Origin of the sequence: Sporosarcina luteola, assembly GCF_023715585.1 — a bacterium.
Classification (GTDB): domain Bacteria; phylum Bacillota; class Bacilli; order Bacillales_A; family Planococcaceae; genus Sporosarcina; species Sporosarcina luteola_D.
This window is the reverse complement of sequence record NZ_JAMBOK010000001.1, coordinates 1,862,856-1,888,406: the sequence shown is the minus strand read 5'-3', so window position 1 is coordinate 1,888,406 and position 25,551 is coordinate 1,862,856. Positions and strand designations below refer to the sequence as shown.

33 protein-coding genes are annotated in these 25,551 nt (G+C 44.3%); 30 read left to right on the top strand and 3 right to left on the bottom strand.

The features are described 5' to 3' along the window. The first annotated feature begins 174 nt into the window (after positions 1-174). The 5 genes from M3193_RS09250 (at position 175) to M3193_RS09230 (ending at position 3,990) form a co-directional block, all read left to right on the top strand. Entirely contained in the window at positions 175-648 is a 474-nt protein-coding gene (locus M3193_RS09250) for a GAF domain-containing protein (RefSeq protein WP_251626737.1), read from the top strand. After that, positions 635-1,702, top strand: coding sequence for a sensor histidine kinase (locus M3193_RS09245; protein WP_251626735.1), 1,068 nt, complete (start codon positions 635-637; stop codon positions 1,700-1,702). The genes M3193_RS09250 and M3193_RS09245 overlap by 14 nt, the downstream gene beginning before the upstream one ends. Further along, positions 1,699-2,346 carry a response regulator gene (locus M3193_RS09240; protein ID WP_251626733.1) on the top strand — a complete coding sequence of 216 codons (648 nt, stop codon included), beginning with the start codon at positions 1,699-1,701 and terminating at the stop codon, positions 2,344-2,346. The genes M3193_RS09245 and M3193_RS09240 overlap by 4 nt, the downstream gene beginning before the upstream one ends. Before the next feature lie 96 nt (positions 2,347-2,442). Further along, the gene (locus M3193_RS09235) at positions 2,443-3,462 is read left to right on the top strand and encodes a ThiF family adenylyltransferase (RefSeq protein WP_251626731.1); all 1,020 of its coding nucleotides are present in this window, start codon (positions 2,443-2,445) and stop codon (positions 3,460-3,462) included. A gap of 15 nt (positions 3,463-3,477) precedes the next feature. Continuing rightward, positions 3,478-3,990 (top strand): MogA/MoaB family molybdenum cofactor biosynthesis protein, encoded by a 513-nt coding sequence (locus M3193_RS09230; RefSeq protein WP_251626729.1) that lies wholly within the window; start codon positions 3,478-3,480, stop codon positions 3,988-3,990. A 167-nt stretch (positions 3,991-4,157) separates the two neighbouring features. Here the strand turns inward: M3193_RS09230 and moaC are convergent, their stop codons facing one another. Beyond that, positions 4,158-4,655: a cyclic pyranopterin monophosphate synthase MoaC gene (moaC, locus tag M3193_RS09225; protein WP_251626727.1), complete on the bottom strand. Its 498-nt coding sequence runs from the start codon at positions 4,653-4,655 to the stop codon at positions 4,158-4,160. A gap of 61 nt (positions 4,656-4,716) precedes the next feature. On the opposite strand from moaC, the gene M3193_RS09220 reads away from it, so the two are divergent. The 7 genes from M3193_RS09220 to M3193_RS09190 all read left to right on the top strand — a co-directional run bounded on the left by M3193_RS09220 (position 4,717) and on the right by M3193_RS09190 (position 10,138). Continuing rightward, positions 4,717-5,973 (top strand): molybdopterin molybdotransferase MoeA, encoded by a 1,257-nt coding sequence (locus M3193_RS09220; RefSeq protein WP_251626725.1) that lies wholly within the window; start codon positions 4,717-4,719, stop codon positions 5,971-5,973. Then, entirely contained in the window at positions 5,961-6,482 is a 522-nt protein-coding gene (gene mobB, locus M3193_RS09215; protein ID WP_251626723.1) for a molybdopterin-guanine dinucleotide biosynthesis protein B, read from the top strand. The genes M3193_RS09220 and mobB overlap by 13 nt, the downstream gene beginning before the upstream one ends. After that, positions 6,469-6,915: a molybdenum cofactor biosynthesis protein MoaE gene (locus M3193_RS09210; RefSeq protein ID WP_251626721.1), complete on the top strand. Its 447-nt coding sequence runs from the start codon at positions 6,469-6,471 to the stop codon at positions 6,913-6,915. Before mobB ends, M3193_RS09210 begins: the two co-directional genes overlap by 14 nt. Next, on the top strand, positions 6,912-7,145 hold the full coding sequence (gene moaD / locus M3193_RS09205) for a molybdopterin converting factor subunit 1 (protein WP_251626719.1): 234 nt from the start codon (positions 6,912-6,914) through the stop codon (positions 7,143-7,145). Before M3193_RS09210 ends, moaD begins: the two co-directional genes overlap by 4 nt. Next, a complete protein-coding gene (gene mobA, locus M3193_RS09200) occupies positions 7,112-7,717 on the top strand; it encodes a molybdenum cofactor guanylyltransferase (RefSeq protein ID WP_353056381.1) in 606 nt (201 codons plus the stop codon). The genes moaD and mobA overlap by 34 nt, the downstream gene beginning before the upstream one ends. Before the next feature lie 5 nt (positions 7,718-7,722). Next, positions 7,723-8,733 carry a GTP 3',8-cyclase MoaA gene (gene moaA / locus M3193_RS09195; protein WP_251626716.1) on the top strand — a complete coding sequence of 337 codons (1,011 nt, stop codon included), beginning with the start codon at positions 7,723-7,725 and terminating at the stop codon, positions 8,731-8,733. A gap of 442 nt (positions 8,734-9,175) precedes the next feature. Continuing rightward, complete coding sequence (locus M3193_RS09190) at positions 9,176-10,138, top strand: 2-hydroxyacid dehydrogenase (protein WP_251626715.1); 963 nt, start codon at positions 9,176-9,178, stop codon at positions 10,136-10,138. A gap of 79 nt (positions 10,139-10,217) precedes the next feature. Here M3193_RS09190 and hutG read toward each other — a convergent pair whose 3' ends face one another. Continuing rightward, complete coding sequence (gene hutG / locus M3193_RS09185) at positions 10,218-11,165, bottom strand: formimidoylglutamase (RefSeq protein ID WP_435372020.1); 948 nt, start codon at positions 11,163-11,165, stop codon at positions 10,218-10,220. An 85-nt stretch (positions 11,166-11,250) separates the two neighbouring features. Between hutG and M3193_RS09180 the strand changes: the two genes are divergently transcribed. From M3193_RS09180 to M3193_RS09115, 15 genes are all read left to right on the top strand, one after another. Continuing rightward, the gene (locus tag M3193_RS09180) at positions 11,251-12,678 is read left to right on the top strand and encodes a helix-turn-helix transcriptional regulator (protein ID WP_251626713.1); all 1,428 of its coding nucleotides are present in this window, start codon (positions 11,251-11,253) and stop codon (positions 12,676-12,678) included. 356 nt (positions 12,679-13,034) lie between these two features. Continuing rightward, a complete protein-coding gene (locus M3193_RS09175) occupies positions 13,035-13,544 on the top strand; it encodes a DUF3916 domain-containing protein (protein ID WP_251626712.1) in 510 nt (169 codons plus the stop codon). Positions 13,545-13,763: 219 nt separating this feature from the next. Continuing rightward, entirely contained in the window at positions 13,764-14,612 is an 849-nt protein-coding gene (locus tag M3193_RS09170; protein ID WP_251626711.1) for a collagenase, read from the top strand. Between the two features lie 78 nt (positions 14,613-14,690). Continuing rightward, complete coding sequence (locus M3193_RS09165) at positions 14,691-14,894, top strand: hypothetical protein (protein ID WP_251626710.1); 204 nt, start codon at positions 14,691-14,693, stop codon at positions 14,892-14,894. Then, the gene (locus M3193_RS16825) at positions 14,895-15,032 is read left to right on the top strand and encodes a DUF3221 domain-containing protein (protein WP_353056396.1); all 138 of its coding nucleotides are present in this window, start codon (positions 14,895-14,897) and stop codon (positions 15,030-15,032) included. It begins immediately after the preceding gene. Positions 15,033-15,166: 134 nt separating this feature from the next. Continuing rightward, positions 15,167-15,616 (top strand): DinB family protein, encoded by a 450-nt coding sequence (locus M3193_RS09160; protein ID WP_251626708.1) that lies wholly within the window; start codon positions 15,167-15,169, stop codon positions 15,614-15,616. Between the two features lie 181 nt (positions 15,617-15,797). Beyond that, entirely contained in the window at positions 15,798-16,223 is a 426-nt protein-coding gene (locus tag M3193_RS09155) for a hypothetical protein (protein ID WP_251626706.1), read from the top strand. Between the two features lie 134 nt (positions 16,224-16,357). Next, positions 16,358-16,735 (top strand): hypothetical protein, encoded by a 378-nt coding sequence (locus M3193_RS09150; protein ID WP_251626702.1) that lies wholly within the window; start codon positions 16,358-16,360, stop codon positions 16,733-16,735. Between the two features lie 160 nt (positions 16,736-16,895). Continuing rightward, entirely contained in the window at positions 16,896-17,309 is a 414-nt protein-coding gene (locus tag M3193_RS09145; protein WP_251626699.1) for a hypothetical protein, read from the top strand. Positions 17,310-17,408: 99 nt separating this feature from the next. After that, positions 17,409-17,648 (top strand): hypothetical protein, encoded by a 240-nt coding sequence (locus M3193_RS09140; RefSeq protein WP_251626697.1) that lies wholly within the window; start codon positions 17,409-17,411, stop codon positions 17,646-17,648. A gap of 277 nt (positions 17,649-17,925) precedes the next feature. Continuing rightward, a complete protein-coding gene (locus tag M3193_RS09135) occupies positions 17,926-18,318 on the top strand; it encodes a hypothetical protein (RefSeq protein WP_251626695.1) in 393 nt (130 codons plus the stop codon). Between the two features lie 148 nt (positions 18,319-18,466). Next, on the top strand, positions 18,467-18,844 hold the full coding sequence (locus M3193_RS09130; RefSeq protein ID WP_251626693.1) for a DUF4440 domain-containing protein: 378 nt from the start codon (positions 18,467-18,469) through the stop codon (positions 18,842-18,844). A gap of 142 nt (positions 18,845-18,986) precedes the next feature. Beyond that, positions 18,987-19,304, top strand: a complete 318-nt coding sequence (locus M3193_RS09125) for a hypothetical protein (RefSeq protein ID WP_251626690.1) — start codon at positions 18,987-18,989, stop codon at positions 19,302-19,304. A 176-nt stretch (positions 19,305-19,480) separates the two neighbouring features. Then, a complete protein-coding gene (locus M3193_RS09120) occupies positions 19,481-19,945 on the top strand; it encodes a VanZ family protein (RefSeq protein WP_251626687.1) in 465 nt (154 codons plus the stop codon). Positions 19,946-20,080: 135 nt separating this feature from the next. Beyond that, positions 20,081-20,476, top strand: a complete 396-nt coding sequence (locus M3193_RS09115; RefSeq protein WP_251626684.1) for a metal ABC transporter substrate-binding protein — start codon at positions 20,081-20,083, stop codon at positions 20,474-20,476. Between the two features lie 262 nt (positions 20,477-20,738). Here the strand turns inward: M3193_RS09115 and M3193_RS09110 are convergent, their stop codons facing one another. Further along, on the bottom strand, positions 20,739-21,290 hold the full coding sequence (locus M3193_RS09110) for an ECF transporter S component (protein WP_251626681.1): 552 nt from the start codon (positions 21,288-21,290) through the stop codon (positions 20,739-20,741). Between the two features lie 190 nt (positions 21,291-21,480). Between M3193_RS09110 and M3193_RS09105 the strand changes: the two genes are divergently transcribed. The 3 genes from M3193_RS09105 to hutI all read left to right on the top strand — a co-directional run bounded on the left by M3193_RS09105 (position 21,481) and on the right by hutI (position 25,436). After that, positions 21,481-22,326 (top strand): pyridoxamine kinase, encoded by an 846-nt coding sequence (locus M3193_RS09105; RefSeq protein WP_251626678.1) that lies wholly within the window; start codon positions 21,481-21,483, stop codon positions 22,324-22,326. Between the two features lie 186 nt (positions 22,327-22,512). Continuing rightward, the gene (hutU, locus tag M3193_RS09100) at positions 22,513-24,186 is read left to right on the top strand and encodes a urocanate hydratase (protein WP_251626675.1); all 1,674 of its coding nucleotides are present in this window, start codon (positions 22,513-22,515) and stop codon (positions 24,184-24,186) included. After that, positions 24,183-25,436: an imidazolonepropionase gene (gene hutI, locus M3193_RS09095; protein ID WP_251626673.1), complete on the top strand. Its 1,254-nt coding sequence runs from the start codon at positions 24,183-24,185 to the stop codon at positions 25,434-25,436. Before hutU ends, hutI begins: the two co-directional genes overlap by 4 nt. Positions 25,437-25,551: the final 115 nt, after the last annotated feature.

Genomic DNA, 25,551 nt, shown 5'->3' with positions numbered 1-25,551 from the left:
TAAGAAGCAGTATCCCAGTGATTTTAATTTGTGAAAGAGCAATCATTAAAAGTTAGTGAACTGCTTTGGAGAAGCTTTGATTTTACGGAAAAAACCTATAAAACTATTCTGATTAGTAGATAACGTGTAGAATAAGGGTAAATAGGTTTAAGTTTTTCGCAGGGAGCAATGGTGATGAATGAACGGGTGGGATTTAATTACGAGCTGGAAATTGAGCGCTTGAAAGAGTTATTCGAATTCGACTTTGTCGGTATTGCGCTCGTCCAATCACCGGAACGCGGATTTGAAGTGAGATGGACGCATGTGACGGGGAATCGGAGTGAGCGCTATCGGCGCATCAAATTACAATCGGGCAAAGGACTGGCAGGACTCGTTTTCAAAACGGGCAAGCCGATGTTCGTCGGGGATGTGGATGAAGTATGGAGTGGCGACAATCTGTTCAATTATCCGATTGTCGCAACGGAAGGGCTCAAAAGCTTCGGAGCGATCCCCCTCTATAAATACAATCGTGTAAAGGGCGTATTACTCGTCGGGTACCGGACCGGCGGGAAGCTGACGGGTGTGCAGTTTGAGAAATTCAAGCAGGAGATCGGAGCGGAATTCGGTCCATATTACAATAAGGAGATGGTGAACGATGAGTCGGACTGAGAATGTGCAGTTGTCAGATCTGTTAATGAAACTATACGGGAATTCCGATGAAGCCATCTTCTTTTTTGATCGGCAAGGGAAAGTGCTGGCAATGAATTCTGCGGCGGAAGAGATCTTGGATAAAGATGTCTACGAACAGATGATGGCGGGCAGCGCAGAAGCGATCTGCAAAGCATGCAAAGGCTATACGAGCTCCGATGAACCGTTGACGTGCGTCGCGTGCTATATGACCAATCCGGACGAGAACATCAGCTCCTTCCAAGTATATTTCGATACGAAAGGCAGGGGCGTCATTCCTTATTCCGGGAGCATCCAGACGATTGATGCAAAGACGGGAATCCGTGTGTTCATGCTGAGGGATTTGACCCACCAATTCAAGACGCAAGAGGAATTGAATCAGAAGCTGCTGATGAAGCGGGTAATTAAAGCTCAGGAGGATGAGCGGAAACGACTTTCGCGCGAGCTTCATGATAGCGTAGCGCAAGAAATGCTCAGTTCTTTAGTCGATTTGCGCGTCTTAAAATATATGAACATCGAAGAGGATGTATTGAAGAAAGTGCAGCAGACGGAAGGCTCGCTCATGCGGTTATTGGATGACATCCGCCATCTGTCGGTCGAACTGCGGCCCGCCACGCTCGATGATCTCGGGTTGGAAGCAGCTTTCCGCACACATTTCAAATGGATTGAGAAGAACTATGGCCTTATAATTCATTTTAATCCGGAGCTTGAATCCAAGCGGTATGAAGGCGAAACTGAAACAATCGTCTACCGCATCTGTCAGGAAGCGGTGTTCAATGCGTTGAAATACGCGGAAGTCGATGAAATGGTTGTCCGGTTGTACGAAGCGGATGGCTTGCTTCATTTACTAGTCATGGATGAAGGAAAAGGGTTCGAGTTGAAAAATACGGACCCGAAAGGCACTGGGTTAGGCATCTATGGCATGAAAGAACGGGCGGAACTCGTTGACGGTCACCTTCAAATTCGTTCCGAAATCGGGAAAGGGACTGTCCTCCAGTTGGAAGTCCCGGTTGCTAAAGGAGGGGTTGACGATTGAAGATCATCATTGCCGATGATCATGCGGTCGTCCGCAGCGGTTTCATGCACATATTGAACTTCCAAGCGGATATGGAAGTCGTAGCGACCGCCGCGGACGGATTGGAAGCGTATGAACAAGTGGCAAAGCACCGCCCCGATATCGTTCTCATGGATTTAAGCATGCCTCCCGGGGAGAGCGGTTTGATTGCTACAGGGAAGATCAAAGAGGATTTTCCTGAAACGAAAGTCATTATCCTGACGATGTACGATGACGAGGAGTACCTGTTCCATGTATTGAAAAACGGAGCTTCCGGTTATGTATTGAAAAACTCCCCGGACGAGGAATTGCTGTCGGCGATTCGTACGGTCTATGACGGAGGAACTTATATCCACCCTTCCATGGCGACCTCCCTCGTACGGCAATTCGTGAAAAAGGATGTCGATGAAGCCGAGACGGATCCGTATAAAATCTTATCGCGAAGGGAAATCGAAGTCCTTCCGCTAGTCGCGAAAGGATATGGAAATAAAGAGATTGCTGAAATGCTTTATATTTCCGTCAAGACGGTTGAGGCTCATAAAGCGAAGATCATGGAAAAACTGAATTTAAAAAGCAGGCCGGAACTTGTGGAATATGCGTTACGAAAGAAGTTTCTGAACTTCTAACACAAAGTGAAGTTTGACGAAAGCGATCATATTCCAACTTCTACACTCTGAATGTGTATCGAAGCTGGACGTGTAATTTGAAAGGGGCTAATCAGGGTGGGAACGAGATATTCGCGTCAAACGCTTTTCAAGCGGATCGGCGAGGAAGGGCAAGAGCGATTGAAAAATGCACATGTACTCGTCATCGGCTGCGGGGCGCTCGGTTCTCCCATTTCCGAGACACTCGTCAGGGCGGGCGTCGGCAAGCTGACGATTGCGGATCGCGATTACGTCGAAATGTCCAATTTGCAAAGGCAACAATTGTTCACGGAACAGGACGCTTTGGACGGCGTGCCGAAAGTCGTCGCTGCCGAACGTCGACTGAAAGAGATCCGGCAAGATATCGAAATACGTACCGTGCTCGACCATGTGGACGGTGCGTTGCTTGAAGAGCTTGCGTCAGACGCCGATCTGATCATGGACGCGACGGATAACTTTGAAACGAGGCTCCTCATGAACGACGTCGCCTGGAAGAAGGGGATCCCTTGGATTCACGGCGCCTGCGTCGGCAGTTCGGGCACTGTATTTCCGTTCGTCCCCGGTCGGTCGGCTTGTTTCCGTTGTTTGCTGCCTGTCCTCCCGTCGGTGAATGAAACATGCGATACGGCCGGCATTATTGCACCTGCCGTCCAGATCGTTGCGGCGAGGCAGTCCGCGGAGGCATTGAAGTGGCTGACAGGCAATGAGGACGCGATGATGACAAAGCTCCTGCACTTTGACGTTTGGAATAATACACAAGCGGAAGCGGGCATTTCGAGGATTCGGAATGTCAATTGTGAGACTTGCGGAGCGGCACCTACATATCCTTCCTTGAATCAACCGGTAGGCACACATTATGCAGTCCTTTGCGGTAGGGAGGCCGTCCAGATCGTGCCGGATAGCGGAAGAACTTTATCAGTTGCAGACGGCGTGCAAGTGGCGGAGCGACTGGGGACGGAATATCGGATGACGCCGTTTTTCGTGGAATTCCATGCAGAAGGGTATCGCTGTGTATTATTCCAAAACGGAAGGCTGCTCATCCATGGATTGAAAGATATGAAGCAAGGGCGGAAGCTGTATCATCAATTTTTCGGGTGATAGGGGGTGGATGGGTTGTCGAAACTAACAGAAGCGGAAAAGAAGAAACTGATTGGAATTGCCGTGTTGACGGTGAGCGATACGCGGGAGAAGGAAACGGATAAAAGCGGTGGGACGATCATCGGGATGGCGGAAGACGCTGGTCATTCTATTCTTGATTATCGGATTTGTACGGACGAGCCGGAGGAGATATCCCGTAACGTGGACGAGTGGATTGGCAATCCCGCCGTTGAGGCCATTATCGTAACGGGCGGTTCGGGAATCAGCCAACGAGATGTGACGATTGAAACGGTGACACCGTATTTTACGAAAACGATTGATGGATTCGGTGAATTGTTCAGGTTCTTGAGTTATACGGAAGACGTCGGATCGAAGGCGTTGTTGAGTCGGGCAACTGCAGGTTCAATTGACGAGAAAGTTCTATTCGCATTGCCGGGGTCGTCGAAAGCGGTGAAGCTCGCGATGGAAAAACTGATCCTCCCGGAGCTTCATCATATCGTGCATGAGCTGACGAAGCATCGGAAGTGATCGGTAGCTCGCGAAGTCGATCGAAAGGTTCCTTGCGATAGTTATCGATCATTTCTGGCGAGTTATCGGTCACTTTCCCAAGGTTATCGATCACTTTCGGGAAGTTATAGGTCAATGTCACAAATTTATCGATCACTTCCCGAGAGTTATCGTCACTAAGTGACTTTTCACCTATGGTTAGTCCGTTCGAAATCGCCGTTTTTCCCGCCGGTCTTTTTCAAAAGCATCGTCGGACCGATGATCATCTCTTTGCCGGCCGCTTTGCACATGTCGTAAATGGTGAGAGCTGCGGCGGATGCGGCGGTCAATGCTTCCATTTCGACGCCGGTGAGGCCTTTTGTCTTCACTTCGGCTTCGATGAGCACTTCATAATGCTGCTCAGATTCGTCAATTTTCCATTCGAAGCGGACATCTACGCCTGTAAGGGCGAGTGGGTGACACATTGGAATAATGGACGATGTGTTTTTCGCGGCCATGACTGCAGCGACTTGCGCGACGGCGAAGACATCCCCTTTTTTATTCGTTCCTTCGGTAATTTGAGAGTGGATCAATTCATTCACAACAATCGATGAAGCGGCAACCGCGGTTCTAGTCGTCACCGATTTGTCGGAGACGTCGACCATCTTGGCGCGTCCCTGCTCGTTGAAATGTGTCAATTCGGACATTGGATTCAATCCCTTCAAGCATAGTACGTTTAGTATATCAGAAGACAGGAGAGGAAACGCAATGGTGGAAATGAGAAAACCGATTCCCGTGGCGGAGGCTGTCAGGCTCGTAATGGAACACGCAGCGCCTTTGGGAACGGAAATGATTGGCATCGAGGACGCTTACGGAAGAGTCCTTGCCGAGCCGATTATCGCAAAACACGATGTACCTCCTTTTGACCGATCCCCTTATGATGGATTTGCAATCCGGTCGCTCGATTCTGAAGGAGCGTCTGGCGACAACCGGGTTCCCTTCTCAGTCATCGGAGAAATCGGTGCCGGATACGTCGGAGACAAGCCGATCGGTGAAAAGGAAGCATATCGGATCATGACAGGCGCGCAAATTCCGGAAAACGCGGATGCAGTCGTCATGCTCGAGCAGACAGTCGAAACGGATGATGGATTCACGCTACGGAAGCCGTTTGAAGCGGGTGAAAATATCTCTTATAAAGGCGAGGACGCGAAGGAAGGGGAGCTGCTCATTGAAGCGGGCTCACTCATCCATCCTGGCACGATCGCATTGCTCGCGACGTTCGGCTATGCGGAAGTAAAAGTTGCGAAACGCCCGATTGCCGGAATTTTATCCACGGGGACGGAGCTGCTCGATGTGGCGGATGAACTCTTGCCGGGCAAAATCCGGAATTCGAACGGGCCGATGATCCGTGCGCAATTGAAGCGGATGGGCATCGACTATAAGTCGTACGGGATGGCGGCGGACGATCTGGATGCCTGCACATCGATTGTTGAAAAGGCGATCGCAGAGACGGATCTTCTTATAACGACAGGCGGCGTGTCTGTCGGCGATTATGATTATTTGCCTGCCATTTACGAGCGGCTTGGCGCGAAGGTTTTATTCAACAAAGTGGCGATGCGCCCGGGCAGTGTGACGACAGTCGCGGTTCTTGGCAATAAATACTTATTCGGCCTTTCCGGCAATCCATCTGCCTGCTTCACAGGGTTTGAGCTGTTTACAAGGCCGGCAATCCTCGCGATGATGGGGGGGGCAGCCCCATATATGCCAAGGATGACGGCGAAACTAGGAGAGGACTTTACGAAGCCGAATCCGTTCACGCGTTTCATCCGCGCCACTTGGATATTCACCAAGGACGGAATTGAAGCGGCGCCTGCGGGTTTTAATAAATCCAATGCAGTCTCTTCAATTGCAAGAGGGAATTGCCTGATCGTACTGCCCAGCGGAACGAGGGGCTTTGTCCAGGGGGATGAAGTCGATATCCTGTTGGTCGGCAGTGAACAAGGCGTCAGCGAGTGGACATTGTGAAAACGCTCCATGTCGTCGGCTATAAAAATAGCGGCAAGACGACGTTGGTTGCGAGGTGGGTCCGTTTATTGAAGGAAAAAGGTTTGTCGGTTGCCGTGCTGAAGCATCATGGGCATGGCGGGAAGCCGGATATGAACGAAGCCGAGACTGATACGGCGCAGTTTCTGGCGAATGGAGCGGATGCCACGCTCGTAGCGGGCGGCGGAGCAGTTCAATTCATTTGGAATGAAGAGCCTGATTTTGCTAGGCTCAAAGAAATGGCTTCGATGGGCAATCCTGATGTCTTATTGATTGAAGGGTATAAAGGAGAAACAGGGGATAAAGTTGTTTTGCTGAGAGATTTGGAAGACTGGCATACATTGCGTCAGTTGGAAGATAAGCTGCTCGTTATCGGGTGTCCTGAAATTGAGGCGGATTGTGCTCATATTCATTCGCGGGAGCAAACGGAGCAAATCGACGAATGGTTTATGAGGTGGATCGGAAGGGGAGATGGCGATGAAACAATATGAAATCGTGGAAACACCGATAGATGTTCAAAAATATATGGATTATGTGCTTCATCCTTCAGCTGGCGCTGTAACGGTCTTCACCGGCAATGTGCGGGAGTGGACGCACGGCGTGAAGACACTTTACCTTTCGTACGAAGCGTACGTCCCAATGGCGGAAAAGAAGATGGCGGAAATCGGTGCGGAAATGGAAGCAAAATGGCCTGGCATACGCGTCGCAATCGCACACCGCATCGGTGAACTGCAAATTTCGGACATCGCCGTCGTCATCGCCGTCTCTTCGCCTCACCGGAAAGCGGCCTATGAAGCGAATGAATACGCCATCGACCGGATTAAAGAAGTCGTGCCTATCTGGAAAAAGGAAATTTGGGAAGACGGGGAAGAATGGATCGGTGCGCAGAAGAAATATCCTGCAAAGGGGGTTGAACGGATATGATCAAAGTGAATTATTTTGCTAGATTACGTGAGTTGACTGGGAAAGGGGAAGAGACGCTTGACCGTGATTCGATGACGGTTGCTGAACTGCTGGATTGGGCGGAGGAATCGTACCCTGGATTCGGTGCGGATAATGTCCAAGTGGCGGTGAATGAAGAATATGCATTGAAAGATGACGTCATCGAGTCGGGAGACGTATGTGCTTTCATTCCTCCTGTGAGCGGTGGCTGATGAAAACGGCCGGGATTGTCCTTGCTGGAGGTTTGTCGAGCAGGTTTGGTTCCCCGAAGGCATTTGCCGAGTGGGAGGGGCGCCATTTCTATGAATGTTCGTTGGCAGTCTTATCGCCATTTTGCGAGGAGTGCATTGTTGTGACACGGCCCGAATTGGTCGAACGTTTTCCTGATGAGTTACTTGTAATAACCGACCTTGAGCGGTTTATGGGTCAAGGTCCGATCGCGGGGATATTGTCGGGGATGGGAAAGCTGCAGGCTGATCGATATGTCGTCCTGCCTTGTGATATGCCTTTCATGACAGCGGATGTGGTTGGGCGATTGCTCGAATGCCATAGTTCCGGCGTGACCGCTGTCGTTTTGGACGGAAAACTTCATCCGCTCGTGTCCGTGTGGGATGCTGAAGTGCTTCCGGATTTGCGGGAAGCGCTTGAAAACGGGAAGCGGCGGGTCATGGATGTTCAGGAGAAACATGGCGTTCAGTGGGTGAAAGGCGAATTGCTGGCAGAAGGCGACGCCCACCGGACTTTCATGAATGCGAATACTCCGGATGTCCTGGAAAGGAGCTGACGAAGATGAATCCGATTGTAGATAAATTAGGTCGCCCGATCCGGGACTTGCGGATATCGGTGACGGATCGCTGTAATTTCCGGTGCACGTATTGCATGCCGAAGGAGATTTTCGGGGATGACTATGTGTTTTTACCGAAAAGCGAGCTATTGTCGTTTGAAGAAATGGAGCGGTTTGCACGGCTGTTTGCATCGATTGGCGTGAAGAAGCTTCGACTGACGGGCGGCGAACCTTTAATGCGACGGGGACTTCCGGATTTGATTGCGAAGCTGACGAAGATCGAAGGAATCGAAGACATCGGATTGACGACGAATGGCGTGCTGCTCGGACAATATGCGCAAGATTTGTATGACGCGGGCCTTCGTCGTTTGAATATGAGCCTTGATGCAATGGATCCGGAGCTGTTCGGGAAAATGAACGGCCGCGGCATCAAGCCTGAGCTTATCTTGAAGAATATCGATCGAGCGAAGGATATCGGTTTCGCAATCAAAATGAATATGGTCGTGCAAAAAGGCGTGAATGAAAGCGAAATCCTCCCGATGGCGGCGTATTTTAAGGAACGCGGCATCACATTGCGTTTCATCGAGTTCATGGACGTCGGCAATGACAATGGCTGGAGTTTCGAGAAAGTCGTGACGAAGAAGGAAATCTACGAAATGCTGCGCGCGGAGTATGAGATGGAGCCTGCCGAAGAAGAGTACTACGGCGAAGTGGCGAAGCGGTATAGATATTTGGACAACGGCGCGGAAGTCGGTTTCATCACATCGGTTTCGGAATCGTTCTGCTCAACTTGCACAAGGGCAAGGCTTTCATCTGACGGAAAGCTGTACACTTGCTTGTTCGCTTCTTCCGGATTCGATTTACGGGAATTGATCCGCAGCGGAATGTCGGACGAGGAGCTGCTCGACGCCATTAGTGGTGTGTGGGGACGCCGTACGGACCGTTATTCCGACGAGCGGACGGAACAGACGGTGAAAAATAGGAAGAAGATTAATATGAGTTATATTGGTGGATGAATGTAGTGACGCCCTGTTGCCGATTTGGCTTGCAGGGTGTTTTTTTGTCGTCATCGGAGTGGGTCTAAAGTCATGAGATGACCATATATCTTGGGAAATGATTGATATAAGTTGGGAAATAACCAATAAGTCGGCCCAAATGATCGATAACGCATAGGAAATGATTGATATACGCCGGGAAATGATCGATTACTTTTCAAGACGATGATTTCACGTTAACAAGGACGTTCAAGGGTAAGAGTGACTTAGTCCGAAGGTCATGAAATGGTGATAACTTTCGATATTCAATAGATAACTCCCCGTATTCAATAGATAATCCTCGCGATTCGATAGATAACTCTCCATATTCAATAGATATAATTGTGAACTCAATAGATAACCACAAAAATGAACCGACTGAATTGTGCTAAAATAGATAAAAAGAGAATCGGGAGGGGTTAGAATGAAGCCTAGTGTGTTTATTACAAGAAAGCTGCCGGAGGAAATCGTTGCGCCGCTTAAAGAGAAGTTCACTGTCCGGATGTGGGATTCAGAAGACGTGGCGGTGACGCATGCTGTATTGCGGGAAGAGATTACGCAAGTTGATGCACTTTGGACGATGCTTTCAGATACGATTGACCGGGATATGCTGGAAAGCGCGACAAACTTAAAAGTGATTTCCAATTTGGCTGTCGGCTATAACAATATCGATACCGAAGCGGCAAATGAGATGGGCATCATCGTGACGAATACGCCCGATGTGTTGACGGAAACGACCGCGGACCTTGCTTTCGGGTTGCTGCTCGCCACGGCGCGCCGCTTCAATACAGCAGAAAAGGAATTGCGGCAAGGCGGATGGCTTTCGTGGACGCCGATGGGTTTCACCGGAATGGATGTACACGGGACGACAGTCGGCATCATCGGCATGGGCCGGATCGGCGAGGCGGTTGCGCGCAGAGCTAAGGGGTTCAACATGGATGTGCTCTACCATAACCGAAGCAGGAAGCCTGAAACAGAAGAAGAGTACGGCGTTGCATTCGCTGAATTGGACGACCTCTTACAACGGGCCGACCATGTGGTGATTCTAGCCCCCTTCACGGAAGAGACAAAAGGGATGATTGGCGGGCGTGAACTCGGACTCATGAAGAAAACGGCGACCCTCATCAGCGTGTCACGCGGGTGCATCGTTGATGAAGTCGCCCTTTATGACGCGTTGAAAAACAAAAAGATTTTCGGTGCAGGACTGGACGTATTTGAAACCGAGCCGGTCCCCGTCCGTCATCCATTGCTCACGTTGCCGAACGTCACGGCGGTACCGCATATCGGAAGCGCAAGCGTTAAAACGCGCCTCACCATGATGAAATTGAACGTCGATGCAATCACCGATGTGCTTGAAGGCAGGGAGCCCGCGAACCGGGTCGTGTAAGGCAATTAAAAAAGCGCGGGAAGAAAACTTGGACAGTCCAAGTTTCTCTCGCGCCAATTGCCTATAACAATTCAAGCCTTTACGCCTTTAAAATGAAAGACGCAATTGCTTCATTCACAAGATGAGCGCCAAGCTTCACAGTCCGTCCGTTCTCATCCAATGCGGGATTTACTTCGCATATATCGAAAGATCGCGTTTTCTCATGCCCAGCCACTTTCCGAATGATTGCCCGCACCGTCGACGGATCCAGCCCGAATGGCGAAGGAGCGCTGACGCCCGGAGCGAACGCAGCGTTCAAGACGTCCGTACATAAAGTGAGCAAGACTGCGTCATGATGACCAATGAAATTATCCAATGCAACCATCAGATTATCGAGATGCCCAGGAATCATTTCGTCTTCATGCACGTATGTAACATCTAACAAATCCGCCCTGTCAAACAGCTCTTGCGTGTTGCCGTACCGCTGGATGCCTGCGACGAAATAGCGGGATTGCGGATCCTGCTCCAAAATCTGCCTGAACATCGTGCCGGAGGAAGTTTGCTCGTCGTACGGACGTAAATCGAAATGTGCGTCAATGTTGACGATGCCGAGCGTAGCGTCCTTGCCAATCGATTCGCGGACTCCTAAATAATGGCCATATAGCGTCTCATGACCGCCACCAAGTATGATGGGCGCAGCGCCTTTGGACAGGATCGCCGTCACCGCTTCACCCAGTTGCCGTTGAGCGGACTCCAAGTCTTCGCCGTCGCAAGCGATATTGCCGACGTCGCAAAGTTGGGCGTTTTCCGGGAATCGCCACGGAAGATTCGCAAGGCCGCTGCGCAATGCATTCGGGGCTCCGGCCGCGCCTAACCGTCCTTTATTCCGCCGGACCCCTTCCTCGCATTCGAACCCGATGATGGCGCAACCGCCTGAAATCTGCTTGATATTAGCAAGTTCAACAACTTGATGATAACGGAAACTCGCACAGTCTTCTGTATCATCCGTACGACCGATCCAGATAGATTCATTGACTTTATTCACCACAATCATCCTTTCTGAAATGAAAGACTTCTTGCCATCAGTATAAAGCTAGATGGCAATAAATCAAATCCCGAAAATAGGTGATCGCATGAAAATACGACTGCTCATCAAAGACTCCCTCGAAGCACAAGGGCTGAAATGGCTGCTAACGTCCCAGTGGAATGATGTGGAAGTCGAAATTGCAGAGGGAGCGGACGTTTCAACGGATGTGTATCTCTACATTATCGACATGAACTACATCATGACAGCGGAATTCGAACTGCCGCCCCACGCCATCTGGCTCGGAATTTCCTCCGAAAGGACATTCCAGTCAGTCTACAAAGCGCTCTCCCTGAAAGCGGAAGATATTTTATTTAGGCCGTTCCAACCAGATCGGCTCGTCAAACAAGTCCAGCAAATTCGCTTCCGTTGGCGCAATGAAAGGGCACAGCTGAAAGGCCCCGTCCTACAGCGGGAGGCAGTCGTTACATACGAGGATTTCCTCATCGGGGAAACGAAGGCGGAAACCCCAGTGCTATTCAGTTTAATCGCGCCATCGCGGGCGGAGGAGCTCGACCATCTCGTCCGCGAACTCGAATTGCATGATTTTCCGACCGCTTATGACATCTTCCCGTTTTCTGATTTTGTGCTCGTCGTCCATCAATTAAAAGACGTGCAGGACCTGCAAGATGCTTATTCAATCTTTTTTGCGCAATGGAAACGCCAATCGGACGCATTGTTGACGATTTATTTGCATGCGGTTGAAAGCCAGAATCGGACTTACAGGGCGCTTTATAAGAAAATGCGCAAGTTTCATGAGCGGATTTTCTATGATGGCTATGATATTTTGACGATTGAGCAGGATAACCTTCATTGGCGGGACATGGATCCGTTTTTATCACCGATCGAGCAGCGGAAATGGGTGGAGATGTTAGAGAAACGGCAAGTGTCGGAGATCCGGGAGTGGATGGAACAGGATTTCCTCACACTTGAATCCCCATTTCCGGACCCGGAAATGGTCCGCGTCCGGCTGACGAGCATTCTCGCGCAAATCCGCCGGTATATGACCTCGAAATCATTGAAGTCGCAGGCAGTGGAGCAGGCGTACCGTGCATTGTTCGAAACGGTTATCCGTGAGCCGGTCATGTACCATATCATCCGGACTTTCCTTACCTTCATTGCGGAGTTGCTCCAAAATACTGAAGTCATCGCGGAAGGCAAAAGTTCGCTAGCCGACAAAGTGCAGGAACGGATTGCGGCAAATTATTGGGACACTTCGTGGAACTTGGAGGCATGTGCGGAAGAGTTGAGAATTCATAAAAGTACGTTGAGCAGGAAATATGCAGGGGAAGCGGGCGAGACATTCAGCGTGGCGTTGTTGAGAACCCGTATAGAAGAGGCGAAGCGCCTGTTGAAAGAGACTGATTTGCCGATTGCCGAAGTTTCGAAGTCTGCAGGCTTCACCCATTCAACGTACTTCAGCAGACGGTTTAAAGAGGAGACGGGAATGACGCCGTATCAGTTTAGGATGAGGTAGACGTAGAGTGAAATAAACAGCAGTGAAGAAAGGTTAACGGGTTCGGTTGCCGGGGAGAAAACAATAAAAATCACAGTATACGGGGACACAATTCACATATGAATTGGTGTCCCTATTTTTGTTATTGCATCAACATATAGATGCTATATATTGATAAATCGGTACCACGATTGACACAGGAATTGGTAACAGCGTATAAGTTTATGCCTTTGTTAATTCCGTAATATAGAAGGAAGAGCAGAAATCTATGATAAAATATACTAAAGATTGCGAAATAGTGATCTTAAACAAAGCGGTAGGTAGTTGTATTCAACAAGAAAAGGTTAAATTGATTCGGAATTAGATAGGAGAGAAAAATGCGTAATAAGAAGTTAAGGGGCTTAAAGCGAAAAACAAGAAATATGATAAAGCGAATCCGGGAGGAAACTTCGGATTTTCCTTTGGATTTTTATAATGGATTTTGGCATCTTCATTTACCGGTCGCCCAGGATTTTATTGATTCCGATAGGACTCCTTTTGGAATTAAGAGACTTAGTGTTCAAACTTTATTAGAACGTGCTAACCATTTAATTGAAATCAAACCAACTACTCCTGAAAAGTGTCGAGTGGTTGTTTTTATTAGTTTTCAAGCTCTGTTTGATTCTCAAATTATAGTGTTTGCTGGTGATTCTCACTTCAAGGGGTTTTTTAATAGAAATGATGAATTTCAAAAGTGGATTCCCCTGTCCAAAGAAAGAAATATTGAGAGTGAATGGAGAATAAATATCCCCAAAGATATGAAAGTCTTGGGGTTTAAAGAAGAAATAACCGATGAAGATGGGGAAATTTATAAGAGAGAAATTTGGTTGATAGGTGAATTAGAGTAGGCTTACTATTACATTCTTCTTCAACTAAGGGGTACTTGAGTTGAAGATTATAGAGCTGCTTAGACGGATCTTTTATCTTCTTTAACTAACGGTGCAGTTTAGTTGAATAAGGAGAATGGTTTATTCGGTAGGACTATGAATTAGTTAATATAAGAGAAGTTCTTCAGAAAGGATATTACGGCATCTTTACTAATAATATACGAAAGGAGTGGATATATTTTGTCAAAAAAAACATTCTTTATATTAGTATTATTAATTGTCGTTCTATTTGTGATCAAAGTAGGGGTAGATAAGTATAAAGAAAACATCCCTCAACTATTATCATCATTTATAGATTTAGAAAAGATAGATGAAGATAGAAAAGAGGAATTATTAGAAGGATATAATCACATAAGTTTTGAGCATTTAACAATACATTATTTAGAATCGGATAAAGAGTTATTACTTGCAACCAAAAATGCTCTTAATCATGGAATTAAGTTAAATCAAAAAATTATTGGTAGTTATAATAAACCTTATGATGTAGTTATATTTAAAAATAATCATGAAATAGAGAGTTTTTCTGGTTTAGAATATGCTATTGGATTTAATTCGCCAAGCATGAATATGTTCGGAGTATTACCAGAAAATAGAGAAGGTCTTATTAAAAATGTAGGACCAACTGTCTGGTTATTCAATAAAAATGTTATGCATGAATATACGCATTATGTATTTACTCAGAAACTATCTGAATTGGAAATTAATTATAGCGATATACCTCTCTGGTTTTCGGAAGGAATTGCTGAATATATTGGCATGAATGGTATGGAAGCCCCGAACACATTATCTAAAATAGTGCCTTTAAATGAATTAACGACACATGAGCAATGGAATAACTATCGAACAGACCCTTTGTACGATATATACTTACAATCCAATTTAGCCATACAATTCCTAATTAATGAGTATGGTAGCGATGTTATCAACAAAATACTATTTCAAACTCAAATGAAAGGCGATTTTGAAGTAGGCTTTCAAAGCGTTACAGGACTAGATGTTTCTAATCTTTCGGCTGCAATATTAAACTAACGAGGCAGGTTAGTTCAATAACTAAAAATGAAACTTTAACCAGAAATTAACGACTTATTATGAAAAGAGGTGTTAGGGTTGAAAAAGACTTTTAGTTTATTGATTGTATTTTGTTTTGCATTAGTCGGGTGTTCTGAAATAAGTAAAACAACTACAAAAGAACAAACAGAAGGTTATATTATCGAGATCGAAGAAAGCAGAATATTGGTTGCGGAGGATATTACATCAGAAAAATACGAAGCAATTAAAGATAAATCAATTTCAGAATTGAACGAAGAATGAATTTCGCTCATTTATTTTAGTAATGATGATATAAGCAACTTACGGGTAGGTAACAAGGTAGAAATATGGTTTGAAGTTAATATTGCAGCATCCTATCCTGGTCAAGCTGGAGCAATAAAAATTGAAGTAAAAGAATAAGATTTCTTGTTCAACTAACGCAGCAGTTTAGTTGAACAGCAAGAATTTAAACAAAAGAAAAAGAACATACGTTCACTTTTTTCGTTCGTTAGTGTATATTTTAAATACATAATATTTGGATAGGGGGGAGCAATATGAAGAAAATACTAGAGGGATTTGAAGAAACAATTGATGCCATTAAGAAATTAAAAGAAGTACAAGAATCTAAGTTAACTGAACCGATTAGTAAAGGAAAATGGTCAATTAGAGAAATTGTAGGACATTTATATTATTGGGATAAGTATAATCTTGAAAAAATGGTTCCAGTAATGGCTAACGGAGTAAATTTGCCACAGTTTCCAAACCACGATCAACATAATAAGGAAGCAATATCATATCTAAGTGACAACACAGTAGAATCTATTATAAATGCTTTCATAGAAACACGAAAGGAACTTATTGATAGTATTTCAAAAGTAGAAGAAGATGTTAGATTTACAATAGGAAAAGGCAAACGACAGTTCTCAGGTGAAAGTTTTATAAAAATCTTTATAAAACATGATATTCACCATTTGCAACAAATAAATAATAAATTGAATAGTTAGACTTTTTTCTTACTTCTTATTACACTAACGGGTGCTTTACTTGAAGAACATTGGGCTACTAAGACAGCTCAATGTTCGTATTCAACTAACGCAGCAGTTTAGTTCAATAAGAATTTAAAAGGGAAAGATGAAAACTGTATCGAATATCATTTATTAAAAACTAACATTAAGGGTGAAAAGTATGATGAAAGACAAAAAACGTTTCAAAAAAGTAGTCAACGGTCAGACACCAGAAGAACGTTTTAAGGAAATAAATAGAATAACAATAAAGGAATGGAACGAACGACAAAATAAAGCTAAACCCGATGAATGGTATATTAATAAGGTGAAATCTACAAAACCTTTTGATTTTATTAAAGAACGCTACGGTACTGTTACCGAGGATGATATAAAGCTTGTTAAGGCTTTGCAGTTATTGGGATTAACAGATAGCGTAATAAATGTATTGCTTGATTATGTTGCAACTTTTAGCAAAATCGGAATGGTTCACCCGTTGGTAAGAGAAATGGGTGGGAATTGGCACAAGGAAAATATGTTAACTGTTGAAAAGGCTATTGTCTTTGTTAGGGAAGAACATAAGAAGTACGAAGAGTCATTAGAGAAATAGTTATTAGTAGGATGTCCCTACTTGTAAATCCTTCTTCAACTAACGGGTGCTTTACTTCAGGAAGGTGTAAAGGCTTATTTCTTATTGAACTAACGTAGCAGACTAGGAATGTTTAAGTTATCGGAGGTGTACCTATGCAAAGGATTTTACTGGTAATAGTTCTTGGAGTTGTTATATTAACAGGTTGTTCTTTAGATGATGGAAAATCAGAGAATGAAATACAAACTGTTTCTAGTGCAAGCTGGGTAACTGAATTCGTTAAATGGGAAAATGAATCTTACGTTGTTACAGAAGAGGAAGTTAATGAAGAGGAAATAGGTGCTGAAATTGGCGAGGTTACTTTCTATTCTCACCAAGAAAGTTCTGACACAAGTGGGAATTTCTCAAATAAATATCAAGAAGGAACAAAGTATTATGAGATAACCGATATTAATGAAAAGGAAGCAATAGCTATCAAAGTCAAAGAAGGAAAGTTTCTTAAAGTTGTTATATTTGAATTATGGCAAGAATAAAACTTTTAACTAGATAGGATTTTTTCTTAAACTAACGGGTGCTTTACTTCAAGAAGGAGTAAAGCCTTTTTTCTTATTGAACTAAAGAGGCAGGTTTGTTTAAGAAGTAATTGAAACATATAAATTATCTTCACGTCTAACATTTCAAGGAGGCGATTTATTGAAAAGATTAGCTTTCATTCTTATGTTACTGGTCTTCTTCTTAACCGCTTGCCAAGTAAATGATCCCAATGCAATTACACTGGAAGAAGTGCTAACTTCGTTTGAAGAACAGCAATTGTCACTAAAAAATAGCAAAGTTATGCGGAATCATATTTTTGGTATGAAACTTAATGGAATTAGACCTTCTGCTTATGAATTAGATGGAAAAGAGCTATTAGTTTATATCTATGATTCAAGTGACGAACGAGAAAAGGGTTTGGAAGATTGGCGTGAAAAAACAGCAAGTATGGATACGGTCGGATATAAAGTGTATGAGGTGAATAATGTATTGCTGTTTTATGCGTATGAAGATGAACTAAATAGTGAAATTGACAGTAAAATACAAAATATGGTAAATGGATTAAGTCGTTAATTGATTTTCAACTAACGCAGCAGTTTAGTTGAATAACAACCTTGTAACGAATAACAGCAACTAACGACTAATTGAAAAAGGAAAGAGGGATGCCTTTATATGAAACGATTGATTATTTTTACACTGTTAAGTCTTAGTTTATTTGTTATAGGTTGTGCAAACAGCAGCACCAATAGTGATTTTATTAAAAACTACAAACTGAATAATGGTGATTATAATTCTGTTCAAGTAACAATAGATGGAGTTATGGTCTTAGAATCTAACGACAAATCAAAGATAGAAAAAATTATTAAAGATATAAATACTAGTAAGAGAGAGTGCACAAGAAATAGAGTTTGAAAATCCTCCAGAAGGGATGATTACACTAATAGGTGAAAATGAAGTAAAAATAGCATTTTTTAAAGAATCTAGCAGAACTCTTTATGGAGATTATTACATTCATACAGACTTTGAATTTCAATAAATTTATTGAGCTAACGGGTAGCTTTACTCTTCAAGATCTGTTGCTTAGATGGCTCTTTTTACTTATTTAACTAAAGAAGTAGGTTAGTTCAACAAGAAGTGTTGGTTATTCTTCTATTTTAACGAACATACTCTTAACCAAAGGAGATGTTCTATGAAAAAAATTGTTCCTTACATCGTAAGCATTCTTATCCTTTTGTTAGCATTTGGATTTTTAAATTTACAGGAATATAAAGCAGACAGAGAAACTCATATTTTAACTGAGGATGAACAAAAGGAATTAGTTGAATTCAATGATTTTCTTTTTAAAGAGGGAGGATTCTTTTCCTCGGTAGGGGAAGAATTGAGTAAAGCAGGTTACAAATATCAAACTATGGGAATGATTTTTGCAATGGATGATATTAGGATTTATGTAATCGTACCAGATAACGAAGTAATTACTGATGAAAAACAAGAAGAAATAAAAGATATATATCAAGATATGGTAAGTAAGCACAATCTTAATTGGGAAGCATTTAAGATAGAAGTTGTCCATGAAATAGAGTAACTAACGGAGCGTTGGTCCAAAAGGATTTACGCTTTTTTTGTCGAACTTATTTAACTAACGTGGCAGTTTAGTTTAAGAAGGAAAAATTGTTTTAACAGGGTAATTTAGGGTTTTTTATTGAAACAGATATAAGATGGAGGAACGCTAAATGGATGACATACAGGAAATATTAAGTGATTATTTTAAGTCTTGGAATGAAGGATTTATCAGCAAAAATGGTGATAGAATTAGGAGCTATATGTCTGAAAAATTTGTGGGTTATTGGGCACATTCAAATATTGATAAACCTGATATGTACTACCATACCTATGACCTAAATAATGTTTTGAAAAAAATGGATAATGCTGAAAAAAGTTTTGAAGTTGTTTCACTCACTGAACGTAAAAATGGGGAAGAATATTTAATTTTGGGAAGAGAAACAAACTTAATAAATGGTGAAGCTTATACCGCTCAATGTATGTTTGTGTGGAGAAAAGAAGATAATGAGTGGAAATTATTAAGAGAATATATTGAGTTGGAAAGGTAGTCTCTTCTTTCACTAAAGGGTGCTTTACTCGAAGATCGTTGAGCTGCTAGAGGGCTTAATTCTTATTAAACTAACGGAGCAGGTTAGTATCAATTTGAAACTTTAGTGCGTAATAGATCTAATCTTTCAAGGGGGTGTTATTGTGAAAAATAAAACTAAAATATGTTTTATATTATTGATTTGTTTATTTTTTGCTGGCTGTTCTGATGATTTTCAAGAAATTTTTACTTTCACAGGTACAGTAGAGGAGATACTTGTTGAAGATGAAATGTTGGTTTTGAAAGAATATGGCGGGGGTGATGAGGGTAGACGAGAAGGAAATGTATACGAAATACCTGTTGATAATGTAGAGAAATATAACATAGGGGAAAACCTTGAAATAACTGTCTTCTCTAATATTGATGCAGATATTTGGGATTTAGATCATTTGAAATTCGATATAAAAACAGTCGAAAATTAGAACTTCTTATTCAACTAACGGGTGCTTTATTTCAATAAGGAGGTATTATCGGAAGTGTTTCGAAGTAATTGTTTTTAGGAGAAATTTTAAATAATATCAAATAAATTAATTTAAATTACTGAATTAAAGTTTTTCTAAATTACAGAGAGAATAAAACAGCAAGTGTGGGGGATGAAATGAAAAAAATAATAAAGATTGTTTTTAATATAAGTTTCGTGGTGTATTTATTTGCATTAGTATTTCTATTATTCTTAGACACAAGAGGCTTTATATGGTCTGATTTAACAATGAAAGAGTATATAAAGAACTCATCTAATTTTGTACCGTTCAAAACTATAAATACATATATTAGGGCATTGTTTGACGGAAGTATGAATATAGATATACCTATTAAAAATCTCTTTGGTAACTTATTTATGTTTTTGCCAGCGGGGATTTACCTACCTTACTACATAAGAAAGTTAAACAAGATAAGTGTTTTTCTAATTTCAATGAGTATATTTTTAGTTGTAATTGAAGTAGTTCAAGTAGTAACAAGGAGAGGTAGTTTTGATATTGATGATTTTATTCTTAATATGCTCGGTTCTTTGACAGGATTTGTTATTTGGAAAGCGAACGCTGTTCAGAAACTGCTTAGATAAAACCGTAATTTTTTTAAACTAACGGGTGCCTTACTTGAAGATAGGAGTTGCTAAGATGGCTTTTCTCTTGTTCAACTAAAGAGGCAGTTTAGTGAAAGAAGAAGGTATTCTAATTATACGAGGAGGGAGAAAATGATGAAGAATTTATTAGTCTTAGCAGTAATTACGTTACTTTTGTTAGTTGGTTGTTCACAACAAGAAACATTGCCAAAGGCAGAAGATAATGATAGCAGTGAAATAGAGAAGGATGCCTTAGAATTAGTTATTCCATCCAGGGAAAGTATTTTAAAAGATGGTTATCCAGTAAATGAAAATGGACAAACATATGGTCCAAATATGGGAAACGATACGATTACTCTCGGTGAACCAGATTTATTGTTGGCTGAAGGTGAAAATGGCGTTATAGGATATATATATCAAATCAAAAGTATATCTTCGCCAAATGAGTTAGCTGCTATCTCATCTCAAAAATCGACTCCTTTGTATTTACAAGATGGCAAGACAATCATTGGTACATTTAATTTTCATTAAACTATCATTGATGACTAAAAAAAGGTGCTTATACTAAGTACAATTTTATGAGTCTTATTAAACTAACTGGTGCTTTAGTTCAATAAAGTTAGTAAAATAGTTCGTCAAAAAAACGCTCATTTGAGCGTTTTATTTCTTTTTCATATAGATATTACACTGTTGATATATATGCCGACTAGTTTGTTATTAGCGTTGGTTTTCCTCCCGAACAACAGAACCCGTTAGCTTGTCTACGCTGCTTCTATAGTTGACAGCATTTGCATTAGAATCTCTTCCGGAAGAACGGTGTCTTCTTCAAGGCGACACATAATGGGATGGCGATCAGCAGACCGACGATGTTCTGAATGAGGTCACCGGGAATCGATGCGAACGGCTGGATCCAGTTGCCGAACATGATGCCTTGACCAACGAAGTAGACTGCCAGCATGACTGGAATGGATGCGATGGCACCTAGGATGTTGAGCCCGAGATGATCTCCTTGATGGCCTCTTGACCAAGCGATCCTACCGACGATATAGCCTTGAAGCGCACGGGCAACAATGGTTGTAGGCGCCCAAATTGCCCAGCCGCCGAAAATATCGAATAATCCCATCCCGATAGCTCCGGCAAGTGCCCCTTTTTTCGGTCCGAAAAGAATCGAAACGATGAAAAGTGCGGCGGTCCCAAGGTGGATCAAGCCGCCTTGGCCGATCGGAAGTTTGATGTTGATGAATACGGTTGACACTAAGACAAGCGTCGACAGAACAGCAGTAAGCACCAAATCGAATGTTTTTGCCCGTGTTGCAGAATGAGTGCTTCGTTGTATATTTTGCATAGGCGTCTTTTCCTCGCTTCATAGTTTTTGATTAACTCAATAATACTAAAGAGCTGACCATCACAAAAGTGCCAGATCGTTAAAAATCGTAGAGGTCAGATTAAATTGTTGGTCCCTGTATTCTTGCGATTACCTTCTTGTGGTACGATGAAAGAAGTGCAAGTACCGATAGTGTTAGGTGGGAAATGGAATGAAAAAAGTTGCGGTCATCCAAGATATGTCGTCCTTCGGAAAGTGCTCGCTCACAGCGGCGATTCCGGTTTTATCTGTCATGGGGGTTCAGGCAGTACCGCTCCCGACTGCCATTTTGACATCGCAGACAGAGTATCCGAGCTATTATTGTGAGGATTTGACGTCCAAGATGAACCATTTTACAGACGAGTGGAGCAAGCTGGGTGCTTCTTTTGATGGCATTCATACGGGTTTCGTGACAGGAAAAGAGCAGATTGAAAATATCTTCTCGTTTTTACATACGTTTTACAAGGAAGGGACGACGCTTCTTGTCGATCCGGTGATGGGCGATCGGGGAGAGATGTATGACGTTTTCACCGATGAACTGATTAGCTATATGAAGGAACTTGCGAAGCGTGCGGATATCATTACGCCGAACGTCACGGAGTGCTGTCTGCTGACAGGCATGTCATATGACAAGTTGCATAACTACAAAACAAACGACGATTATTTAGCATCAGTCGAGGAGGCAGGACGCCAACTACAGTCAATGACCGGCGCGAGCCTCGTCATAACTGGTTTGAATCCTCCAGCCATTGCAGAAACACGCTTCGTAGGTAATATGTATATCGACAGCACCCGCTCCTTTCACAGTCTCCAGGAGTATAACGGCATGAGCTATTCAGGGACGGGTGATTTATTTGCATCGGTCATTATGGGCGGTATGATGCGTGGTCAAGAGATTGAGGAGTCAATGGTGCGTGCGGAGAAATTCCTAAGCGCTGCCATCGAGTCGACAGCGAAGGAACAGATTCCAAGCGAGGCAGGCGTGAATTTCGAATTGTTTTTGAGGATGTTGCTATAACAATAATTGAAGCGGGCAGTTTCTTGATTACTTCAAGAGAATGTTCGCTTTTTATTAATAAACATCAAAATACTTCACAAATGAATACTCCGAGTGTCAACAAAGTCCAATATTGCAATTAATTCATAAACAATTAACTGAACTTTCCTTATAGAATGATAGTAACGAAAGGGAGGTCATCAGAAAATGAAAGCGGATACAGTGGAGAAGGTAGTTCAATATAGAGGTACGGAATTGAATACGAAAGGCTGGCAGCAGGAGGCGGCGCTTCGGATGCTCATGAACAATTTGCATCCTGATGTGGCGGAGCATCCTGAGAAGCTCGTCGTCTATGGGGGGATCGGGAAGGCGGCGCGTAACTGGGAAAGCTTTGACGCCATCGTCCGTTCTTTGAAGGAGCTTGAGAATGATGAAACGTTATTGATCCAATCGGGTAAGCCGGTTGCAATCTTTAAATCTCATACAGACGCGCCTCGGGTGTTGATTGCCAACTCGAATATCGTTCCGGCATATGCGAACTGGGATACATTCCATGAGCTCGACAAGAAGGGCTTGATGATGTACGGGCAAATGACGGCGGGCAGCTGGATTTATATAGGGTCGCAAGGTATTGTGCAAGGGACGTACGAAACGTTTGCGGAGCTAGCGAAGCAGCATTTCGGAGAGTCATTGAGTGGCACAATTACATTGACGGCTGGACTCGGCGGTATGGGCGGCGCGCAGCCATTGGCGGTCACGATGGCAGGCGGCGTCTGTATCGGCATCGAAGTCGATGAGACACGGATCGATCGTCGTATTGATACACGTTATACAGATGTGAAGACGGATTCTCTCGATGAAGCGATTCGTCTAGCGGAAGAGGCGAAGGCGGAGGGGAAGGCGTTGTCGATCGGACTGCTAGGGAACGCGGCGGATGTATTGCCTGAAATGATTGCGCGCGGTTTCAATCCGGATGTATTGACGGATCAGACATCTGCACATGACCCGTTGAATGGCTATATCCCGTCCGGTATGTCGCTTGAAGAAGCGGCGGAGCTACGCGCCTCGAATCCGGATGAGTATGTGAAACGTTCCAAAGCTTCCATGGCAAAGCATGTTGCAGCGATGATCGAGATGATGGATAAAGGCGCCATCACATTCGACTACGGGAACAACATCCGCCAAGTGGCCAAAGACGAAGGCATTGAACGGGCATTTGACTTCCCAGGTTTTGTACCAGCTTACATCCGTCCGCAGTTCTGTGAAGGGAAAGGGCCTTTCCGCTGGGTGGCGCTTTCCGGAGACCCGGAAGATATCCGGAAGACAGATGAAGTCATTTTACGTGAATTCAGCTACAATACACATCTTTGCAATTGGATCAAAATGGCGCAGGAGAAGATTCAGTTCCAAGGATTGCCTTCACGGATTTGCTGGTTAGGGTACGGGGAGCGTGCGCGCTTCGGGAAGATTATCAACGACATGGTTGCAAGCGGCGAATTAAGTGCACCGATCGTCATCGGACGTGACCACCTCGACTCGGGATCTGTTGCGTCACCAAACCGTGAGACGGAAGCAATGAAAGACGGCTCGGATGTCGTTTCCGACTGGCCGATCTTGAATGCGATGATCAACGCGGTTGGCGGGGCGACTTGGGTATCTGTCCACCACGGCGGCGGGGTCGGCATGGGGTATTCCCAGCATGCGGGCATGGTTATTGTTGCGGATGGAACGAAGGAAGCGGAAGCGCGGCTTGGGCGCGTCTTGACATCGGATCCTGGAATGGGCATCGCGCGCCATGTCGATGCGGGCTACGATCTCGCTATTCAAACGGCGAAGGAAAAAGGGGTTAACATCCCAATGATGGAAGGTGGAAATTCTTGAAACCAATCTGGATTAAACATGCAGCACAACTAGCGACGATTGCGGGCAAAAATGCGCCGCGTAAGCGCAAGGAAATGTCTGAACTTGGAATTATTGAAGATGGCAGCGTTTGGATTGAGGATGGTGTCATTGCCGCAATCGGAACGACCGGGGAATTGGAGCGTCAATTCGGCAAACGTGCGTCCGAGGCGGACATCATCGATGCAACGGGACGTCTCGTAACACCGGGTCTCGTTGATCCTCATACGCATGTCGTTTATGGGGGCAGCCGCGAGCGTGAATTCGAAATGCGTCTCGAAGGCGCTACGTATATGGAAATTATGAATGCGGGCGGCGGCATCCATGCGACCACTCGGATGACACGTGAGGCGACGGAAGATGAGCTGGTGGAGCAATCTACGCGCAGGCTTGATTCGTTCCTGAAGCACGGTGTGACGACTGTCGAGGGGAAAAGTGGCTACGGCCTCGATTTGGAAACGGAGCTGAAGCAGCTGCGGGCGACGAAGCGGTTGAATGAAATTCATCCGATCGACCTCGTTCCGACATTCATGGGGGCGCATGCTGTACCGCAAGAATATAAAGGCAATGAAGATGAATATATTAATAGTATTATCAACGAAATGCTTCCTGTAATTGCGGAAGAGAAGCTAGCTGTCTTCAACGATGTGTTCTGCGAAGTAGGTGTATTCACGCCCGAACAATCCGAACGCATTTTGGAAGCAGGGAAGAAGCTCGGGTTGATTCCGAAAATCCATGCGGACGAAATTGAGTCGTATGGCGGGGCAGAACTAGCGGCGAAAGTCGGCGCCATTTCGGCCGAGCATCTGTTGAAGGCGTCAGATGAAGGGATCAAGCAAATGGCGGAGGCTGGAGTCATCGCTTGTTTATTGCCGGCAACTGCTTTGTACTTACGCGAGGATGCAGCGAAAGGGCGACAAATGATCGATGAAGGCGTTGCCGTAGCCATTTCGACGGACTGCAATCCTGGTTCGTCGCCGACGACTTCGATGCCGCTCGTCATGAACTTGGCGTGCATTTCAATGCGGCTTACTCCTGCAGAAGCGCTTGTTGCGGCGACGATGAATGCCGCTTGCGCCATCCGGATGGAGGACAAAGTCGGTTCGCTCGAAGTCGGCAAGCAAGGGGATGTCGTCATGTGGAATATTTCGAACTACCAGGAGTTGCAGTATTTATTCGGCGTGAACCATGTCGATAAGGTTTGGAAAAAGGGAGAACTGGTCGTGGGGTAAGGCCGCCGTGAATGAACAATGTAGCGTTCTAACACCCTACGAGAAATCATTTATGAGCGTTTATGGAGATTTATGCGCATCTGGGAGCGGTTATGCGTCGATTTGTGAAGTTATG

Excerpts from the sequence above, each read along its gene's own strand:
- M3193_RS09175 (WP_251626712.1), top strand. The coding sequence starts at position 13,035 with ATGCGTAATAAGAAGTTAAGGGGCTTAAAGCGAAAAACAAGAAATATG.
- M3193_RS09160 (WP_251626708.1), top strand. The coding sequence starts at position 15,167 with ATGAAGAAAATACTAGAGGGATTTGAAGAAACAATTGATGCCATTAAG.
- M3193_RS09180 (WP_251626713.1), top strand. The coding sequence starts at position 11,251 with ATGAAAATACGACTGCTCATCAAAGACTCCCTCGAAGCACAAGGGCTG.
- M3193_RS09140 (WP_251626697.1), top strand. The coding sequence starts at position 17,409 with ATGAAACGATTGATTATTTTTACACTGTTAAGTCTTAGTTTATTTGTT.
- M3193_RS09250 (WP_251626737.1), top strand. The coding sequence starts at position 175 with ATGAATGAACGGGTGGGATTTAATTACGAGCTGGAAATTGAGCGCTTG.
- M3193_RS09190 (WP_251626715.1), top strand. The coding sequence starts at position 9,176 with ATGAAGCCTAGTGTGTTTATTACAAGAAAGCTGCCGGAGGAAATCGTT.
- mobA (WP_353056381.1), top strand. The coding sequence starts at position 7,112 with ATGTGCTTTCATTCCTCCTGTGAGCGGTGGCTGATGAAAACGGCCGGG.
- moaC (WP_251626727.1), bottom strand. The coding sequence starts at position 4,655 with ATGTCCGAATTGACACATTTCAACGAGCAGGGACGCGCCAAGATGGTC.
- M3193_RS09210 (WP_251626721.1), top strand. The coding sequence starts at position 6,469 with ATGAAACAATATGAAATCGTGGAAACACCGATAGATGTTCAAAAATAT.
- M3193_RS09135 (WP_251626695.1), top strand. The coding sequence starts at position 17,926 with ATGAAAAAAATTGTTCCTTACATCGTAAGCATTCTTATCCTTTTGTTA.
- M3193_RS09245 (WP_251626735.1), top strand. The coding sequence starts at position 635 with ATGAGTCGGACTGAGAATGTGCAGTTGTCAGATCTGTTAATGAAACTA.
- hutU (WP_251626675.1), top strand. The coding sequence starts at position 22,513 with ATGAAAGCGGATACAGTGGAGAAGGTAGTTCAATATAGAGGTACGGAA.
- M3193_RS09110 (WP_251626681.1), bottom strand. The coding sequence starts at position 21,290 with ATGCAAAATATACAACGAAGCACTCATTCTGCAACACGGGCAAAAACA.
- M3193_RS09105 (WP_251626678.1), top strand. The coding sequence starts at position 21,481 with ATGAAAAAAGTTGCGGTCATCCAAGATATGTCGTCCTTCGGAAAGTGC.
- moaA (WP_251626716.1), top strand. The coding sequence starts at position 7,723 with ATGAATCCGATTGTAGATAAATTAGGTCGCCCGATCCGGGACTTGCGG.
- M3193_RS09130 (WP_251626693.1), top strand. The coding sequence starts at position 18,467 with ATGGATGACATACAGGAAATATTAAGTGATTATTTTAAGTCTTGGAAT.
- M3193_RS09115 (WP_251626684.1), top strand. The coding sequence starts at position 20,081 with ATGAAGAATTTATTAGTCTTAGCAGTAATTACGTTACTTTTGTTAGTT.
- M3193_RS09150 (WP_251626702.1), top strand. The coding sequence starts at position 16,358 with ATGCAAAGGATTTTACTGGTAATAGTTCTTGGAGTTGTTATATTAACA.
- moaD (WP_251626719.1), top strand. The coding sequence starts at position 6,912 with ATGATCAAAGTGAATTATTTTGCTAGATTACGTGAGTTGACTGGGAAA.
- M3193_RS09220 (WP_251626725.1), top strand. The coding sequence starts at position 4,717 with ATGGTGGAAATGAGAAAACCGATTCCCGTGGCGGAGGCTGTCAGGCTC.
- M3193_RS09120 (WP_251626687.1), top strand. The coding sequence starts at position 19,481 with ATGAAAAAAATAATAAAGATTGTTTTTAATATAAGTTTCGTGGTGTAT.
- M3193_RS09155 (WP_251626706.1), top strand. The coding sequence starts at position 15,798 with ATGATGAAAGACAAAAAACGTTTCAAAAAAGTAGTCAACGGTCAGACA.